At 44.0% G+C, this 19,740-nt stretch carries 11 protein-coding genes; 5 read left to right on the top strand and 6 right to left on the bottom strand.

From position 1 onward, the window contains the following. Positions 1 to 131: 131 nt before the first annotated feature. Positions 132 to 1,265 (bottom strand): PQQ-dependent sugar dehydrogenase, encoded by a 1,134-nt coding sequence (locus tag ACEN2L_RS02670; protein WP_441741598.1) that lies wholly within the window; start codon positions 1,263 to 1,265, stop codon positions 132 to 134. 129 nt (positions 1,266 to 1,394) lie between these two features. Between ACEN2L_RS02670 and ACEN2L_RS02675 the strand changes: the two genes are divergently transcribed. Then, on the top strand, positions 1,395 to 4,517 hold the full coding sequence (locus tag ACEN2L_RS02675) for a 7TM diverse intracellular signaling domain-containing protein (RefSeq protein WP_441741599.1): 3,123 nt from the start codon (positions 1,395 to 1,397) through the stop codon (positions 4,515 to 4,517). A 36-nt stretch (positions 4,518 to 4,553) separates the two neighbouring features. Here the strand turns inward: ACEN2L_RS02675 and ACEN2L_RS02680 are convergent, their stop codons facing one another. The 4 genes from ACEN2L_RS02680 to ACEN2L_RS02695 all read right to left on the bottom strand — a co-directional run bounded on the left by ACEN2L_RS02680 (position 4,554) and on the right by ACEN2L_RS02695 (position 12,602). Beyond that, positions 4,554 to 7,232 carry a CHASE domain-containing protein gene (locus tag ACEN2L_RS02680; RefSeq protein ID WP_441741600.1) on the bottom strand — a complete coding sequence of 893 codons (2,679 nt, stop codon included), beginning with the start codon at positions 7,230 to 7,232 and terminating at the stop codon, positions 4,554 to 4,556. Between the two features lie 232 nt (positions 7,233 to 7,464). After that, positions 7,465 to 8,157 carry a DUF2982 domain-containing protein gene (locus ACEN2L_RS02685; RefSeq protein ID WP_441741601.1) on the bottom strand — a complete coding sequence of 231 codons (693 nt, stop codon included), beginning with the start codon at positions 8,155 to 8,157 and terminating at the stop codon, positions 7,465 to 7,467. Positions 8,158 to 8,313: 156 nt separating this feature from the next. Then, positions 8,314 to 11,448 carry an efflux RND transporter permease subunit gene (locus ACEN2L_RS02690; RefSeq protein ID WP_441741602.1) on the bottom strand — a complete coding sequence of 1,045 codons (3,135 nt, stop codon included), beginning with the start codon at positions 11,446 to 11,448 and terminating at the stop codon, positions 8,314 to 8,316. Next, a complete protein-coding gene (locus ACEN2L_RS02695) occupies positions 11,445 to 12,602 on the bottom strand; it encodes an efflux RND transporter periplasmic adaptor subunit (protein WP_441741603.1) in 1,158 nt (385 codons plus the stop codon). Before ACEN2L_RS02695 ends, ACEN2L_RS02690 begins: the two co-directional genes overlap by 4 nt. A gap of 123 nt (positions 12,603 to 12,725) precedes the next feature. On the opposite strand from ACEN2L_RS02695, the gene ACEN2L_RS02700 reads away from it, so the two are divergent. The 3 genes from ACEN2L_RS02700 to ACEN2L_RS02710 all read left to right on the top strand — a co-directional run bounded on the left by ACEN2L_RS02700 (position 12,726) and on the right by ACEN2L_RS02710 (position 16,820). After that, on the top strand, positions 12,726 to 13,361 hold the full coding sequence (locus tag ACEN2L_RS02700) for a TetR/AcrR family transcriptional regulator (protein ID WP_441741604.1): 636 nt from the start codon (positions 12,726 to 12,728) through the stop codon (positions 13,359 to 13,361). A 134-nt stretch (positions 13,362 to 13,495) separates the two neighbouring features. Further along, a complete protein-coding gene (locus ACEN2L_RS02705) occupies positions 13,496 to 16,423 on the top strand; it encodes a reprolysin-like metallopeptidase (protein ID WP_441741605.1) in 2,928 nt (975 codons plus the stop codon). Continuing rightward, positions 16,416 to 16,820, top strand: coding sequence for a hypothetical protein (locus ACEN2L_RS02710; RefSeq protein ID WP_306021277.1), 405 nt, complete (start codon positions 16,416 to 16,418; stop codon positions 16,818 to 16,820). Before ACEN2L_RS02705 ends, ACEN2L_RS02710 begins: the two co-directional genes overlap by 8 nt. Before the next feature lie 77 nt (positions 16,821 to 16,897). On the opposite strand, the gene ACEN2L_RS02715 is transcribed toward ACEN2L_RS02710, so the two are convergent. Continuing rightward, positions 16,898 to 17,212, bottom strand: coding sequence for a hypothetical protein (locus ACEN2L_RS02715; RefSeq protein ID WP_306021276.1), 315 nt, complete (start codon positions 17,210 to 17,212; stop codon positions 16,898 to 16,900). A gap of 381 nt (positions 17,213 to 17,593) precedes the next feature. On the opposite strand from ACEN2L_RS02715, the gene ACEN2L_RS02720 reads away from it, so the two are divergent. Next, on the top strand, positions 17,594 to 19,624 hold the full coding sequence (locus ACEN2L_RS02720; RefSeq protein WP_441741606.1) for a TonB-dependent receptor: 2,031 nt from the start codon (positions 17,594 to 17,596) through the stop codon (positions 19,622 to 19,624). Positions 19,625 to 19,740: the final 116 nt, after the last annotated feature.

Raw genomic sequence — 19,740 nt, forward strand, 5'->3', positions numbered from 1 at the left:
TATTGTTATTTTCTATTGAGTAGGGTCGTAGGCTTTTTTCAGCCGTTTGTCGCATATTTGTGCTCACCTTCGTGTTGCACAATACGCCATAATGAAAATCTAATACAAGCCTTACACCGCTACAACCTGTTTTAAGGCTTTTGGTAGGTTACCCTATAAATCACATTGGCGAAATCATCTGCGATTAACATACTACCGTCAGCCATTGTGGTAATAGCAGCGGGGCGGCCCCACGCTGTATTATCATCATTTAACCATCCTTGTACAAAAGGCTCATAAGCTATGACCTGGCCCGCTTTTACGGACGCCATCATCACCCGATAACCTGACTTTTGAGTGCGATTCCATGAACCATGTTCTGCCACAAACAGGCGATTATTCATGGTATTTTCAAACATTGAGCCAGCATAAAAGTGCACACCAAGTGGGGCAACGTGCGCCATCAAATTTAGCTTAGGCACAGTATAGTCAGCCATATTTTTATTTTCTCCAAACTCAGGGTCAGCAATACTGCCACCATGAAAATACGGATAGCCAAAATGCTCTCCTAGCGTCTCTACTGCATTTATCTCACAAGGAGGGATATCATCACCTAACATATCCCGACCATTGTCGCTAAACCAAAACTGTTGCGTTTGTGGATGCCAGTCAAAACCGACACTGTTACGCACGCCTTTAGCTACCCATTGTTTTTCACCGGTGCTGAGGTTAAAGCGTAAAATCGATGCAAATCTAGGATCATCAAAACGCGCTGTGCCGGTGGTTTCGCATATATTACAAGGAGCACCAATAGGCACGTATAGCCAACCATCTGGACCAAAATCAATATATTTCCAGCCATGGTGCTTTTCTGTTGGTAAGCCGCTCACCACAACTTCAGGTGCAGGTAAGTGAGTATAGTGGGCCTCGATGTCTGTATATTTTAGAATACGATCCACCTCTGCCACATATAAATCGCCATCTCGTATGGCTAAACCAGAGGGCATGTTCAGATTCTGAGCAATGTTAATCACCCTATCTGCTACACCGTCTTTATCGCTATCAATAACGGCATGCACCACACCCGCTTCACGGCTTCCAACAAACACAATGCCGCTTTCACTGATCGCCATTTGCCGTGCATTTTTCACTTCATTGGCAAAAATACTGATGTGATAACCTTCGGGTAAAGTGAGTTTTTCTATTGGTAATGACGTTTGTGCGGCACTACTCACATGGCATATAAACATTGCTGTCAGAGTAATTAAAGATCTTGTAGTTAACATATAAGCTTCTATTTTTAATGAAATTTTCTATTTTTATCATACGTTATCTAAGAGTCGAGCGGTAGAGATTGCCTAAGGCAAGCTGCAAATGGTTAAATAGGCTATAGACTTTTCCCAGTTAGATTTGACATGCCACTGCCTATTCGTCGTTTCATTGTTATTTTACTGCTACTCATTCCGAGTCTTGCTTATTCTCAAAGCACCATCCAATTGCTTGAAACGGAAAACACCATTCGTTTGTCTGGCCAGCTCAAGATAATGTTTGAAGAAGAGCAGCAATTGACCGTTCAACAAGCGGCACAATTAATCGATAAATTTAACTGGCAATCTGGCGATAATCCTAATTACGGTTTAACTGACAAAGGCGCTTGGTTATATACCACCATAAGTAACGTCACTGATGTTGAAGACTGGGTCATAGATGTAGCATTTAGTCAGTTAGAAAAAGTGGACATCTACTTATTGATGGATGACAAAGTCATCGCCCAAGCGCAACAAGGTAAGGCGCGCTTTGGCCAACACTATCGTTTACCTACCCTTAAAACTGAACTGCCCTATGCCCAAACTCTATCTTTATTTATTCGCATTCAAAGCCCTCACGCTAGCCTAATTGCGCCGGTTGATATTCAAACCCACGCCTCCCATGAAAGAACAAACTTTTACGACAATCTATTATGGGGTTTGTTTTATGGCGGCCTGCTGATTTTAGCGATTTACAATCTCATTTTGTTTATAGGAATTAAAGAAAAAAGTCTAATTGCATATGTGGGATATATTGCTGCTGTCATTGTGTGGCAGTTTGTTTGGAGCGGGCACTCGCATTTAATTATGCCAGAGGCGTTTTCACGCTGGGAAAATGAACACACCGATCTTATCTTCATCATTATTGGCGTTTTTTCTGGCCTATTTACCTGCGTATTTTTGGATATCAAAGTAACAGCGCCAAAAACCTTTGTTGTAGTGCGATCGAGCCTTATCTTACTTATTGTCCTTGGTTTTTGCTCTGTCATTAATCTGTTCCCACCATTGTGGCAATCAAGTTTAGTGTATTTGGTCAGTCTAATAGCCATTACCAGTTACACCGTTGCGGGTTTTGAAAGCTACAGCAATCAGTTTTATGCAGCACGTTACTTTATCTTCGCTTGGAGTATTCTGGCCACTGCAGCCATTATTGGCATGCTTAGCTTAGCAGGAATATTTCCCTCAAATTTCTTTACCACTTATTGCTTTCAATTCGGCGTATTTTTAGAAGCAGGCTTGTTTTCACTCGCCTTAATGGATAAAAGTCGCCATCAACTAGAATTAGAGATAGCACAAGCCACTAATGACTTGCGCAATAATATCGAATTAGTTGAAGAGCAAAATGCCCGTTTAGATATCGCCCGCAAAGAAGCTATCAATGCCAGTAACGTAAAATCACAGTTTCTGGCTAATATGAGCCACGAGATACGTACCCCACTCAATGCCATATTGGGTTTTAGTAAAGAACTGCATTCATCAGATTTGAGCCCGGAAAAACAAGAACAGGTCAGTATTATTAATGCCGCTGCCGATAATTTACTGACTATCGTCAATGACGTATTGGATTTTTCTAAAATTGAAGCCGGCAAGCTACGAATAAACAATAACCCGTTTTCACCTACCCAAATGATCGAAGATTTAGTAAGTGTGATGGCTAAGTCTGCCCATTTAAAACACTTAGGGTTTAATTATGATTTGTCGCCTTTACCTGAAAAACTGATTGGCGACAGTTACCGCATAAAGCAAATTTTGAATAACCTATTGGGTAATGCTCTTAAATTTACCGATCAAGGTCACATTGGCTTAGCAGTAAAAGGCTCGTTTTTAGACCATGGCATATACGAGTTGGAGTTTAAGATAGAAGATACCGGAATAGGCATTAGTCGCGAAGACAGACGAAAACTGTTTGCAGCCTTTTCTCAAGTAGATGACGCCCTCAGCCGCTCATATCAAGGAACGGGGCTCGGATTGGTCATTTGCCAAGAGCTGGTAAATTTAATGCGCGGCGAACTCACTCTCCAAAGCACGCCAGGCTTGGGAAGTACCTTTACTGTTACCCTTAGAACCAATCTACTAAATAAAAAATTAAGTTTACGCAAAGACAGTGAGTGGCAAGGCAAAAATATCCTGTACTTCGACCCTGTTCCTTACTCACGCTATAGTGCAGTAAAGTTACTAAAAAATGTTGGAGCTTCGGTAACAGGAGTCGAATCCTTAAATGTGCTTAGTGAGTTAACCCATCATTACGATATGATTTTTATCTCAGTGCCGAGTCACAGAGAAAATGACTTGCCGGCTATTTTTGCCATCAGTCGGCAGCTCTCCTTTGACCAATCAATCTTACTGTACTCAGGAATCGATTCATTAATTCAACATAGTGATCTCATTGAGTCTTTTGATCATAAACTCCGTTTACCTCTGACCTTCAGCCGTTTAGGCAACCTATTGCACTTACCCCCAGTCAGCGCCGCAGACCAAGTTCAGCAAAGACTAATAAACTTGCCCAAGGCACGCGTGTTAGCCGTTGATGACATGGAAATTAATTTGCGTCTGCTCGCCACTTGGTTCAGAAATACTGACCTGCAATTGACCTTAGCCTATAGCGGTAAAGAAGCCGTAAAACAATGCTATGAAAATGAATTTGACCTCATATTAATGGATGTGCAAATGCCGAATATGGATGGTATTGCAACCACCAAACGCATTCGTCAAACAGAGTTGAATTTTGGCACGCCTATTATCGCGGTCACGGCTCATGCCTTTAAAGAAGAGCAAGATCGTCTACTTGCTTCAGGTATGGACGACTATTTACCTAAACCCATCAATATCTCTGACTTAGTCGACTTAATCATAAGGTGGTGCCAGCAAGTTGAAGAAACACCACCAGAGTTGGCTCATTTTGAATGGACATCGGCATTAAAACGCACCAATCACAATGAAGAAGCAGCAGTAGAAATTCTTGAGCAATTTGTTAAACAGTTACCCGGCCTACAGTCCAATATAGAACAATGTTTTAAAAGCCAAAATTTTATGGAAATGCAAGCTTTTGTGCATCAGTTACACGGTGCATGCTGTTACACCGGTGTGCCCAAACTGCACAAGCTGTGTGAAGAGCTAGAAAGTGCTTTAAAATTAGGGCAATTTGATAAAGTAATTAAAAAAATGCCCTTATTTGCAGGGGCCTGCGACGGCATTTTACACAGCGTCGAGCAGGGCCATTATTTGCGTTAATACTCAAGCTAACAAACATTAGCGAATTCATTTAGCCTAAGGGAATAAAATTTGTTGTAACTTTATGAGTAACAGCCTTAGCTCGACAGGCTTGGCAAGGTAACCATCAAAGCCTAGTTGCTCATACGCATCAATGTCTTCACTCATCGCATTGGCAGTGAGCGCAATAATCGGTAAGGCCGGATACTCCACTTTAATTGCTCTACAGGCTTCCCTTCCGTCCATCAGCGGCATGTGGATATCCATCAACACCATATCAATGTGCTGCTTTTGTACTATGTTGATAGCCTCAAGCCCGTTGCCAACAAAGATTAACGTCGCTTGAGTAGGCTCCAACATAGCTTGAACAACCATCTGATTTATTTCATTATCCTCAGCAACGAGTATGATCTTACCGCTGAAATCAAAGGCTTCAGCCTCAATATCCTGAGGCTGTGCAACAGGCTCTAAAACCTGCTGTAACGGTAAAGTCACAGTAAATACAGAGCCCCTGCCAACTTCACTTGCAACCGTTATCGTTCCCCCCATCAAATTGACTAAGGAGTAGGTAATCGACAAACCTAGCCCTGTCCCACCAAATTTACGGGTGGTTGAGCTATCGGCTTGCTCAAAACGTTGAAATAATCGCTGTAATTGTTCTGCATTAATCCCGATACCCGTATCGCGAATTTCAAACACCAGTGTTGCTTTAACGGCATCGTGACAAACACTTAATTGCACCTTGCCCGCCTCAGTAAATTTAATCGCATTCGCCGCTAAGTTTAATAATATTTGTTTTATTCGCGTGGGGTCGCCTAACCAATAGGGATGATCAACTTGGTTCAAAATCGCAAACTCGATATGCTTTGTATTTGCCAGCATAGATAAGTCGGATTGAAGATATTCAAGCAGTTCGTGCAGATCAAACCCACCTTGTTCCAACACCAACTTATTCGCCTCTATTTTAGAAAAATCGAGAATGTCATTAATTATAATGTTGAGTCCCTTAATGGAATACATGGCCTTTTTTAGTAAGGCTTTACCTTGAAGACTAACAACATCTTTATTAAGAACTTGCAAAGTGCCATAAATACCGTTCAGAGGCGTACGAATTTCATGGCTCATATTGGCTAAAAATTTCGATTTTGCTTGATTAGCTTGCTCAGCTTGCTCCCTTGCTTGAGCCAACACTCGCTCATGTTCTAATTGCTCTGTCAGGTCATACGCAATGCCCAAAAAGCCAAATAATTGTTGTTGGTGGTCAAATAAACTTGTCACTGTTAAGCGCACGGGAATATGGCGACCACTTTTATGAACATAAGTCCATTTGTTCACATCTGGCCCGCCACGACGGGCTTTAGTTACGAAGACTTCAAAGCCTGGTTCAACTGGATAGCCAAATTCTTCACTTAACTGTTGCGCCTTAGTAACGACTTCTTCACTAATATGAAGCAGAGCGGCGGTATGGGTATTGACTAACTCTTGTGCTGCATACCCCAACAAGGACTCTGCTGCAGGATTAAACCCGGTAATAAGCCCATCTACATCAGTGGTGATGATAGCGTAAGCGGCACTTTCGAGAATACTGCGCTGCAAAACGTTAGCCTGAGAAATCTCCCTCATTCTATTGGCTACTTCTTTTTCAAGCGCAATATTAGCTTCTTGCAAGGTATGTTGTTTTACCCGAGAGAGTTCGGTTTTATGCTCAGCAGATTGCCTGATACGAGCAGTAACTAAATACAAGGTTAACACCAGCAAAATCACTAAAATGCTTAACCCCATGACCGTAAAAAACGCCTGATGTGGGGCTGGCAAAAGTAAAGATTCAACAAATTCGGGTTGAGCTCTCAGTTCTAATAGCCACTGACGCCCATAAAGCCCAATGGTTTGAGTCACTAAAGCGGCCTGCGCAGTCTCATCATCCATCTTGCCAAATTGATAAAACAGCTTTGATTCGCCATCCGTGATGTCTTTAATGCTCAGGGCAACATCATTTTGAGTGGCGATATAACTGTTTAATACATCATCAGCAAAAATGGGGGCATAAGACCACCCCTGAATATTCGCCAAACGCTGTGATTCAGTGAGCTCTCCGGCATTTGCTGCGTAAATAGGCATTAAAATTAAAAAACCATAGGCGGTTTCGTCATTTGCCTGTACCAATTTGATTGGGGCAGTTAGCCGAACGTCATTATGAATGGCGGCTTGCAGCGCAGCATGGCGACGGTTGGATTCTGAGCCAATATCCAAGCCCAAAGCCGCTTTATTCTTTGCCTCAGGCTCTATATATTGAACGATAAATAGCGTGTCGGTATGACGTTGCAATTGCCGTATGTTGAAGATACCGTCGGGGCGGTCTTGTCTGGCAAAAGCAATAAAATTTTCTTGCTCACTGGGGTCAATATAGCGAATCACCCCAAAGCCATTGGCACCAGGAAACTCTTTGCCAACATCCCGAGAAGCACTGTAGGCTTGCATATTCGCGTAGTTAAATTGCTCCATGCCAGTGGTTACCACGGCTCCTCGCAAGCCACGTAATCCATACTGATACAGCGTTATCCAATCACTGACTGTTTCACTAAGAAGCTCAAGGCGTGATTGTAACTGTTGCTGTATGTGCTGCTGATTATCCGCTGATTGACGTTTATCGGCATAACCAGCAACCAATAGCCCAACAATAAAAATACTCAAAAGCAAATAGAGTAACTTTTGATTTATTTTAATGCGTCTTGTCATTGGCGACTCTTGGCTTTGCATAGTTCACTTTATTCCAAGCTACAGGATTTTGCATATGCATGGCCGCAAACCCTTGATTGAATTAACTTACCTAACCAAAGGATAGCCATCTTAGCTCTGCTAACCATATTAAGTTAATTCACTCTGAGGTGGTAGCTTGTTGCACAACCTATGGCTTAGCCGTGTTTAATAAGGTGCATGCAAAGCCCATTATGTTACCCAACTAATGCGCTCAGATATGGCTTGTATGGTCTACCAAAACATGTTGCTGACATTGTTTGAGCAGTTTAACAAATTCATGTTCACTGCGATCTAACTCACCTGCCGCGATAAAAATATCAAAACCCAAACGCATGCGTAACTTTTGCATCCGATTAGCCAACATCGCTTGAATACCTTTGTAAGTGTTACCTTCGGCGTCTTTGTAATAATCATCCTCTAATAAATCAGCCCCGTAGCAGTTGCCTGTATTACATTGCTCACGGTCTTGACCGTAAAGCAGCAATGGTCGCTGTTCCATCAAAATATGGCTTATCAAACGAGGAGAGATATGGGCTAGAAACGGCTGATAAGACTTCAGTTTAATGCCCACCATAGACAACTCTTGGTAGTCTAAACCTTTAGTAACACGGGGGACGCCCATGCGCTGTACATTATTCCAGTCTAGTTGCCATCGGCCACTTTTATGCTGAAAGTACAACGTTTTTCGTGATAAAACAAAACTGTGCAAGGGTTCGCGAAATTTAAAAAAAGCCACCAGTAAAGTAACAATAGAAAAACTGGTTAACAATATACCAATTAAATAGGCGCTCTTGGGCAACCAAATAAGCAACTGGCTAGCGACCAACAAACCAAACACACCGATTATTGTGGTCGTGAACACATTGCGTTTAGCTGCACGGCGAATTTCTATTAGCTCTTGCATTGTTTACAGCCAAAAGTAGGTGAATACAAAGTACATAATAATGCCCCATAGGATGACCATGCGCCAGCGTTGACAGTATCTACAGTCTGTCTGCCACCACGGTTTTTTATGTTTATGTTTGTCTAACATTAGGCCTAGCTAACCTATCAATAAGGGTTACGCAGCAAGTGGCATCTTGGTTTGCTTTGCTCGGTACATCACTGCCACCACAAGTGGTGTGAAAATGAGTGACAATATAATAGAAAACCCTACCCCGCCAGCCAACACCACCGCTAAAGGCGGCCAAAACGTCCCGTCACTAAACAATAATAAAGGAACAAAGCCACCCACTGTGGTAACTGTCGTTGATAGAATATGCCGACTACAGCCCATCACTTCTTGCACAATGTGCTGCACATTGCCCGCTTTAGCAAGGGGATTAGCATTGATCGCGGCAATCACTACAATTGAACCATTAATGGCCACACCAATCAGACCTGCACAAGCTAAAAGCGGATTAAACCCCAGCGGTAAACCAGACAGCCAAAGACTTAGCATACCTAAACCAACTGACAACACCGCCACGACGCCAATTAACAATGCTAAACGCACGCTACTGAAGGACAGAATTAACGTTGTTATCATCAATACAAGAAGAACAGGAGCATAGGTCGCTAACTGCCCTAAGGCCTCTTTTTGTTTATCGGCATCACCCGCCAATTTAAATTCGTAGCCCTTAGGTAAGGTGAAATTTAATTCAACAAGTTTTTGTTGCACCTTGCGACTTACATCAATTGCAGTGGCGCCTGGCAGTAGAAACGCTTCAACATTATTGACTCGAACTCCATTTAAGCGCGTTATTGCAGCAACACTGGGGCGTAAGGTAAACTCCCCCAAAGCGGCGACGGTCAAACGTGCATATGTCTCAGACTCCGCTTGATTACCTTGATACAGAGGCAGGGCTTGAATAGCAGACACTGTATTACGGTGCTGCTGAGCGACCCTAATCCGAATAGGCACTTCTTCGGTGCCCTCTAAAATTGAGCCACCGAGTTTACCATCAAGGGCCATTTGTAACTGCTCAGCGATATTGACTAAAGACAAACCAGCAAGTTGGCTGGTATCTCGATTAGTATCAAGCACTAATTCAGACTCACCGAGGGTAATAGAGGCGATAGTTTGATTGATACCCGGGACCTGAGACATCGCAAAACGGACTTGCTCGCCTAGTTGATTAAGCATATCAAGATCTGGCCCCAGAATTTTAAAGCCCACCGGCGCGCTGATGGGAGGGCCTTGGCCAAAGGCCCGCACCACAAATTTCACCTCTGTAAACTGCTCGTCCAACAAGTGTTGCAATTCGCCTATTAACCTTTTAGCGCGCCCAACACTCTCAACCGTCACGACCGCATTGGCAAAGTGGGGAGAATTATCACGATTCATCACTTGGTTATAATACACAGATGGGCTTGAGCCACCCACCAACCACGTGACTTGCCGCACCCCGCTTTGACGTCTGATAAATTCATCAGCTTGCAAGGCCAGCTTTTCGGTTTGTTCAATGGCCGTGCCCTCAGGCATCCACAAATACACTTCAAACTGATCACGATCAGCGCTAGGAAAAAACACGTTGCCCAGCTGGCTTGCTAAAACAAAGCCTGATACCGCAATCAGGGTGCTAAGACTAATCCCTAGTAAAGGACGTCTTAGGGCTTTTTCTAAAATTTGTCTAAAACGTTGGCTTACATGAGGCAATTGCGCGCCTTGGTGGTACCAATGGCGACTTGTGCTGACTTTTCCTTTGGGTAACAATCTGGCTGCCAGCGCGGCAATAATAGTCAATGAAATAAATAGCGAGCCTAGCAACGCCATGACTACGCTAATAGCAATAGAGCCGATAAAATCTCCGATATTGCCCGGCAAGAGAAAAATAGGCATAAAACCCAAAATGGTAGTCAGTGTAGAAGCCAATAAGGGAACAAACAAATGGCGAATGCTGCTGACTAAGGCTTCAAGCCGCGACACATTATTATGGGCCAATTTTGCTCGGATCTCATCGGTAATAACAATGGCATTGTCAATCAATAAGCCGATAGCGATGATGATCCCAAAAATAGACATCTGGTGAATTTGTTCGTCAAAAAAACTCAATGAAAACAGCACAAAACTGGCACACAATGGCAACGATAAGCCGACGATCCAAGAAGCGCGTACGCCCATAAAAAATAACACCACGACCATCACTACCACACAGCCCATCAGCAAGTTTTGCACTAATTGCGACAAGCGGGCATCGGTATAGATGTTTTGTTCAAAAACAATATCTGCGCTCACCGTTGCGCCAAATTGTTGATTAAACTCCTCGACTGCTGCCTTGGCATTTTTCGTCCATGTATCCACCCTTACGGTGGTTTGCATGCGCACCGCGACAAACACCACTTTTTCGCCATTGACGAGGCCAATGTCGTCAACTGGGGTACGCCACCCGCGCTCCACGGTGGCAATATCTCCCACACGCAACAACCCTCCCTGTGGATTTGCCTTAAGTGGAAGCTGCCTTATTCTTTCTACGCTGTCGAGTTCATCGGCAATTTGTAAGCGCACGTCTTGCACACTGCCCCGCAACACACCTGCGGGCACCTTTGGATCGGCATGACTTACCGCGTTGCTAGCCTGCGCTATAGTCAAACCGGCAGCATGTAATTCATGGGGATCGATCATGACCTTAATTTCTTCATTTAATTCGCCATAAGTCCTGACTAACTCAGTGCCACTAACATTGCGTAGACGATCGGCGAGTTCATCAGCCATACGACTGACAATCGTCATTGATGTTGCAAGGTCTGCCGTAGGTTTTAACCCCAGCAACAAGGTAAATGAGGTAGCACCGCGGCGCTCATCTAAAACTGGCTCTGATACCCCTGCCGGAAACGCTTTTTGGGCGTCGCTTAGCGCCTGGCGTATTTTTGAAAAAATCTGCTCATTTGACGAGTTGTCAACCCATGCCTGTAGTTCTAGAACAATAATTGAAATACCCGCTCGCGACGTGGATTTGATCTCATGGATTTCAAAAAGCTGACGCAGTTCATCTTCAATGACATCAGTTACCAAGGCTTCAACGCGTTCTGCTGAAGCCCCAGGATAAGCCGTGATGACTAAGGCGTTACGCGTATCGATGCGCGGATCTTCTAAACGTGGTAAATTCATAACGGCAGACAAACCTGCCACTAACAACACCAAAATACTCAGCACTAATAAATGTTTATTGCGATAAAACAAGCTGTACCAAGGTGCGGTTTTTGGCACACTCATAACGCAGCCTCATGGCTTTGCTGCATGAAATCTTGGATCTGAACCTGTTGACCAGGCACCAATTTGTGCACACCATCAACAACAACTTGGGCAGGCTGAGTTAGCGCGCCGCTAACATAGGCTTTTTGCTCATCGGTGTAATGTACTTCCACCAGCTTTGACACCAACACGCTGAGACCCTGAGCATTAGTCTCTACCACAAAAAGACTCCATAGGCCTCGAACACCGCTGATTAAAGCGGTTCTGGGGACCCAACTGCCACGTTGTTTAACCTGCCTTTGCTGTATCAAGCTTACTAAATCACCCTTTAATAGCCGGTGTTCGTTTTGTAGCGTAAACAACACATCAACAGTTCGGGTACGTGAGTGACGTTGAGACCCAATCGCTTTAACTTGGGCCTGCAGTGTTACGTCACCCCAAAATAATTCGACATTTTGCCCAATGGAATAGTCCTGGACATCAGTGCTTGGCAACGCAAAGCGAACCTGTAATTGGTTTTCTTGCTGGAGCATAAAAACTGGCTGACTGGCATTGACCACCGTGCCAATGTCTGCAACACGGCTGATAACAACACCAGTAAAAGGGGCATACAAGCGGGTTTTATCTAGCTCTAGTTTTACCGTCGATTTACGTGCTTGCACTTCTTTCACCAAAGCCGATGCTGCGGCTGTTGCTTCACGTACCTCGTCGAGCCGCTGGCTAGACTCCAACTTCTTACTGACCAAGTCTGCTACTCGATTTTCAGACAACTTCGCTAGGCGTAAATCTGCCTCCACTCTGGCCAAAGTGGCATTGATTTCACTTAGGTTGACCCCCATTCGTTTATCGTCTAATTGGGCCATTAACTGGCCGGATTCAACTCTTTGCCCCTCATCCACTAGGGCTTGCACAAGTTTACCGCCACGATCAAAACCCAAGGCTGAAAGCTGATTTGCCTCAACCTGACCCACCGCAATTCGACGTTCTGAGTATTGTTGCGTGAGAGGGATTGACATAACATCTACCACAGGCACGGAATATGAGCTTGGCATTACCGCAACCTGGCCTCTACCTGAGAACCATAAGAGAATAATCAGTGCGATAAAAAACGCGCTAACGATGAGTAAAAAAACCAATTTATTGGTCTTAAGTGGTGTGCTGTAAAACGAATTCATAAAATTCTCATGTCAAAGCAAGTATAGTAAAAGCAAAATAAATACTAGACCGTCTAGTTTGATAATAGAATACAGATTAATCATAAAACTGCGAAGAAGTTTTTTAAGCAGATGGAGAAGATTTTGACAGAGCTTGTTGTCGGTAAGGCTGGACGCCCTAAAAGTGTCCAAAAACGTAAGCAGATTTTAGTGGCTGCGGGTGAGCTATTTTTAGAGCAGGGATTTAGCGGCTGTTCCATGGACATGGTAGCCAAACACTCAGCGGTGTCAAAACAAACGGTATATTCTCACTTTAGCAATAAAGAAGCCCTGTTTACGGCCGTGATTAATGCCAAGTGCAAAGATTATCAATTAGATAGTCAACAGCTAGAACATGAAAGCGGACGTTTTGAAGACATCTTGCAACAAATTGGCTTGCAAATCATTCGCTTATTACACGACAGTCAAGTGATTGCATTGTATCGCATTGTCATTGGTGAAGTGAGCAGCAACCCACGAGCCGCTGAATTATTTTATCAAGCGGGCCCTCAACACAATATGACAATGTTAGCCCAATGCTTTTTACGTTTTCACCAAGGCGCACTTACTGAATCACAAGCCATGCAAAGTGCACTGGTATTTTTTAACGCATTAAAAGGCGAGTTTCATACCAAAAGCGTTTTGGGACTAGATTTTGCGCTTAATCAAGAACAGCAGCAGCAACATGTTGAGGAAGCCATCGCCGCATTGCAAGATTTTATAAAAAGGCTGATGCAGTGAAACTTATTGAGCTTTTACCAGCCAAATACATGCAGAGCAACACTCATATTAACCGGGTGTAAAGCGAACATGTAATACATTTCACCTTGTGCCAAGTATAAATAAACAGTGTTTTGGCAAATTAAAATGAGTTTATGATGAGATTAACCCAGCCTATTGCTACTTTTTTATCAATTTACGCCTTGTGTTCGAGCCAGTTAGCCACAGCACAGAATACCCTTTGGCATGATCAATCGGCTAACAATCGTCAAATCGATCATCACGTTTCTGAGTTACGAGCCACCGCACTTAACGCTCGCTATCTTATTATTAATCGCGAAAACTTGACGCAGATGCGCACCAGTCTCAATAAAAATCATACCTTGTCTGTCCCTTTACCCAATGGCGAATCGGTCGAATTTTCATTAAGCCCCTCGCCTATTTTGTCTACGACTTTGGCCAATAAATACCCCGAGCTAATGACTTATAGCGGCCAGCAAGTCGACAATGCGAATAATTACGGCCGCTTCAGTCTCAGTCCACAAGGTTTTTTTGGCTTTTACCGCGTTGATAATGAGTGGCTGTTGCTATCGCCACAATTAAAAAGCTCAACTGACGACTATATGGTGTATGCCTACAAGGACGCCATTGATGAATCTGCCAGCGAACTGGCTCAAAAGGGTGCTGACTTTTTAAGCCTTGAGCAAACCAATGATGCCCCCGAACTAGCGCAAAAAGCCGCGCCAACCGGCGACCAAATTCGCACCTACCGACTAGCCATCAGTGCCACAGGTGAATACACCCAAAAGTTTGGCGGTAGTGTCGCTAATGTGGTGGCCGAATCGATGATTTTAGTGAATCGAATTAACCAAATTTTACTTACCGATTTGGCTGTGCAGTTTGAATTAGTCGACAGCGAAGCGGTAATTTTTACCAATGCAAGTACCGACCCTTATACCAATAATAACGCCGCTAGTGATATTGAAAGTAACCAAACCACCCTCGACAATTTAATTGGCTCAAGTAACTATGACATTGGCCATTTACTCACCACCACTGGTGGTGGCTTGGCTGGAATAGGTGTGGTGTGCAAAAGTAGCTTTAAAGCGTGGGGCACAACGGGCTCTAATAACCCCACTGGTGAACGCTTTTATATTGACTTAGTTATTCATGAGATGGGCCATCAATTAGGCGCCAGGCACACGTTTAATGCCCTAGATCAAAGTAACTGTGACGCAAGCCAACGTGCTGACCAAAGTGCTTTTGAACCTGGCAGTGGATCTACCATCATGTCTTACGCGGGATTGTGTAGCGGTCAAAATATCCAAAATGACACCGACCCGTATTTTCACGGAGGCTCCATCGAAGAAATTCGAGATTATGTGGACGGCTTTAACGGACGTTCCTGTGGAACTGTTGTGACACAAGACAATGCTATCCCACAAATTACAACGGGGCCAAGCAGTTACACTATACCGGCAAATACCCCTTTTATGCTTGATGCCCAAGCATCTGACGACGACAACGATGCGCTGCTTTTTAATTGGGACCAAGTCAACCCTGGCGGGGCGGATGGTGGCACAGTTAATGGCACAGCAATGCGCACCGACAATGGCACCAATCCCTTATTTCGCTCTTTTCCTGATTCAACGAGCTCTGCTCGTTACTTTCCGCAATTAAATAGCGTGGTGAATAACCAATTGGTCACCGGTGAAGTCTACCCAAGCACTGATCGCACTCTCACTCTACGTCTTACTGTGAAAGACAATAAAGGCGGTGTGAACAGCAGTGATGTAACGGTAAATGTGGTGAACAACTCACAACGCTTTGCCATCACCTCCCCCGATATTGGTGAATCCTGGCTTGGCTTATCGCAGCAAACCTTACGTTGGAATGTTGCTGACACTCACCTAAGCCCTTTTAGCTGTACTTCAGTAGATATCTTAATGAGGACCAGCAGCAATAGTGACTTTGATATCCCCCTTGCGGTAGAGGTGGCTAACAGCGGCGAGCAAATGATTACCGTGCCTAATGTATCAACTAACAGTGCAAGGCTAATGCTTAAGTGCAGTGATAATGTGTTTTACACCGTTAATAATGCCAATCTAAGTATTAGCGCCGTAGAAGCGAATTCACCGCCAATTGTGATAGGGCAAAACGCCCTCAGCGTAAATGAAGATGAAAGTCGCACGATAACCCTTGCCGACCTGAGTGTTGAAGATACGGATTCTGTTTATCCTGATGACTTCAGACTCAGTTTACAAAACGGGAATGATTATTCTTTAGTTGATAACCAAGTGATACCAGATCCTGACTTTAATGGGCAACTCACTGTTCCCCTTACAGTCAATGATGGTAGTAGTAACAGTGAAGTCTTTGCTTTGCTGTTAACCGTTATCCCAGTGAATGACGCGCCCGAAATAGTGGCTCAATCGAGTATTAGCACCGCTGAAGATACAACCGTCGTGTTAAGTCTGAGCAATATCGTGGTATCCGACCCAGATTCCAACTTTCCCTCTGATTTCAGCTTGACCGTCAATAACGGGAATAACTATTCTTTAAATGGAAATTCGCTTATTCCTGATCTTAACTTTAACGGGGAACTGACTGTTCCGGTGAGCGTGAGTGATGGAAGCGCGAGTAGTGCAAACTTTGCACTGAGCATCAATGTTACGCCGGTAAATGATGCACCAGTGGCGCAGAACGACAGTGTAAGTGTTAGTCAAAATTCAACGGCGAGTTTGATTGATGTGCTGGCAAATGACTCTGACATCGAGGATGCCCCTCTGATAATCACAAATATTAGCTACAGTGGTCAAGGCGTGGTAAGTATCAGTAATCAGCAAATCAGTTACCAAGCGGCGAATGGGTTTTCTGGCACGGAAAGTATCAACTACACCATCAGTGATGGTGAATTAAGCAGCAGTGCCAACCTAACTGTTACCGTTACGCCTCTGCCAGTGACCACTCCAATTACACCGACATCCAGCAGCGGTGGCGGTAGCGTGCATTGGCAGCTACTTGCTTTACTGAGCAGTTTGGTATTTTTTAGAATATCAAGGCAGGTTAAATCGAGTGTGTAAAGGGCGAATAGATGTAGCAGCGGTATTATTGTGCTTAGGGCTTACTGCTTGTGAGCAAAGCTCTGTTTCGCCGAAGGGCGATGAGGTAAGCATAAATTCTTCGCAAAATCGCAAACAGCAAACTCAATCTGAGGCCAAAGCAGACGCACTGTTAGCAATCAAGCGACAAGATTTTCGCTTACTTGCCTTACGCAACAAAGGCACAACACTGCCAGGCATTGATTTACAACGCGATGAGTTAAGCCTAATAGAACAACAGTGCGGATTAATATTTATGCAAAACAGTGGGGATGTAGTGTTGAATCAAAGCGAGCTAACGCTGCGCCAAGAGCAATTTGCTTATGCCTTAATTTATAATAAAACGCTGCTGCCTGCTTGTTTACAGCAAGATAAATAAGGCAGCATTACTACCCTAATGTAGGTAGAAAAAAATAGCCTGCTCGACAGGCTATTTTATAAGGAGGCATAAGCAAACTATAAAGCCCTACTGAGGAATGCTTGAACATCTTTTGCCTCACGCTGTTTTGAAAATTCAAGTAAGTCAGTATTGTTACATTTCATGCCATCCTCTGACATGAGCTTGCGCAATACATGGTTACTTGAGTGGGCAATTTCACCCACTTTACTGCGGATAGTTCGCTTCAGTAAATTGAGATCATCGGTCACGACTGCTTTACAAAAATCTGCGTAGGCGATTTCACCTGCAAATTTATAACCTTCAGACCCTTTCATCCCTGCATTAGCTGCAAACGCACTTAACGCAAATACCATAAATACCAGTTTTTTCATTTTCGCATCTCCAGATTAATGACATTCATTTACGGCGCCTCAAGGGCTGAACCGCAATATAGTAATGACGTAGTTTGCTCAAACTTTCTGTATTTTTATTGTGCTAAATCAGTAAAAACCATGTAAAACAATAAGTTGCAGTTTTGTGAAGGCGCTAAGCGTTTGAAACGCAAGCTGTTTTAGAAAGGCCCTATAAGTAATCAATCTAATTTTGCTTGTTTATATTTCGAACTATTCTGTTAACCAGCGCTAAACCAGTCGTTTGCGGCTGTTGATTAGTGGGCCATTAACAAGCAGTAACATCATGTTGTGAATGCTTATTGGGTAAAGCCTGCGCCTTGTGTATGATCGCGTTTTTGTTACTGGCCGTAATTAACCGACATGAAAATCAACTCATTGCTGATGTTATTCGCTTGCGCCGGGATCCTTCCTCCCGCCTTAGCAGAGACTCAAAACATCGATACCATTACAGTTACAGCCAATCGGCAAAGCCAAACGCTTGGTCAACTCAGTGGTAATATCGCGTGGCTAGATGAAAATGAATTAGCCCTGCTTGAACCACAGCATATTCAACAGGCGCTTGCTAGAGTTGCCGGCGCTTGGATAAGTCGCGGTAATGGCCAAGAACATCTGACCGCCCTGCGCTCTCCGGTACTAACAGGATCCGGAAGTTGTGGTGCTTTTTTTATGGCTGAGGATGGTATAGCTTTGCGTGCTCCAGGCTTTTGTAACGCCAATCAATTATTCGATGTCAATAGCGAACAAGCAGCTCAGATTGAAGTGGTCCTTGGCTCAAACAGTGCGCTATACGGCAGTAATGCCGTTCATGGCGTAATCAATGTCATCAGCCCTGATGCCTTTAACATCACCGCTAATTTATTATCCCTTGAAGTAGGTCCCCACGATTACTACCGCGGTAAGTTTAAGCTGGGCACCCAAAACAATCATCAGGCGTGGCTCGTATATGGAAATGCCACAACAGATGGAGGCTACCAGAACGAGAGCGGCTATGAGCAACAAAAAGTAAATGTGGTCCAGCAAAGTCAGTTTGAAAAATGGCAAGTGAAGTCTGTTCTCGCCCTGAGTAATTTAAATCAGCAAACTGCCGGTTTTGTTGAAGGGTTTGAGGTGTATAAAGACCCAAGTCTTCGACGCATAAATGCCAACCCCGAAGCATTTAGGAATGCACGTTCTTTAAGAGCATATAGTCGGTGGACCTATGAAGTAGATAGCAACAGCCAATTTAGCATCACGCCCTATATTCGTGGTAATCAAATGGCTTTTTTACAGCATTACCTGCCCTGGCAAGCCTTAGAGGATAATTCTCATAACAGTGTTGGCTTGCACAGTCAATTTATTCAACAGTATGATCACTTTAGCCTACTCAGTGGTTTTGATTGGGACCAAACTTGGGGAAAATCATCAGAGTACCAAGCAGAGCCATTTTCAGACGCAATTCCACAAGGTATGCATTACCAGTATCAGGTCAATAGTGGCGTTTATTCGCCTTATGCTGAATTAAGTTGGCAAATGAGTACACGCACACACCTTACTGCTGGCTTACGTTTTGAGCATACGAGTATGAATTACAACAACCAATTAAGCGATGGAAGTGTCTGTGCTGAGGCGATTACAAACTGCCGATTTGTGCGCCCTGCCGACCAGGACTTGAGTTACAACAATTGGTCACATAAAGTGGCGATCCAACACCAATTAAATGCTGATTTCACTTTATATAGCCAATGGAATGAAGGCCATCGAGTCCCGCAAACCAGTGAACTGTTTCGCTTGCAAAATGACCAACAACTCGCCGACCTAGACATTGAAGAAAGTCAGTCATTCGAGGTGGGAGGTCGCGTTGTCACTGCCACTACCTATTTGGATTTACGGGCATTTTATTTAGAAAAAGACCAGGTCATCTTGCAAGATACCCAAAGACAGGTGATCAATAATGGCAGTACCTCCCACCGTGGTATCGAACTGACTTTTCGCCAACAATTGAGCCCTATGTGGTATATCGCGGCTGCGGGTACCTATGCACGACATCGTTATGATACAGCTATGACCATCAGTCGCGAAGACATTGCAGGGAATGATATCGATACCGCCCCCAAACAACTTGACAGTGCCCAGCTTGGCTGGCAATCGGAGCAAACCCAAATAGAACTAGAATGGCTAACGATGGGTAAGTATTACTTAGATCCTGAAAACACCGCCACCTATGCGGGCCATAAACTGCTTAACCTTAGGGCGAGTACCTACTTGAGCCCAGAACTCAAACTCAGCTTACGCTTATTAAATCTAACCAATACATATTATGCCGAGAGGGCTGATATTGCCTTTGGAAACTATCGCTACTTTGTAGGCGAGCCGCGCAGTGTTTTCGTATCCCTTGCCTATTTATTTGAATAAGCAGCGGATAACCACAAAGCGAGCAAGCTAATTGAGATCGTCATTGTTTTGAACCAATAGGGTGATCGCAGTGTCACTTTACATTGCAAAACTTTATACTAAAGACACAAACCCTA

The organism is Flavobacterium sp. W21_SRS_FM6, assembly GCF_052119645.1.
Classification (GTDB): domain Bacteria; phylum Pseudomonadota; class Gammaproteobacteria; order Enterobacterales; family Alteromonadaceae; genus Paraglaciecola.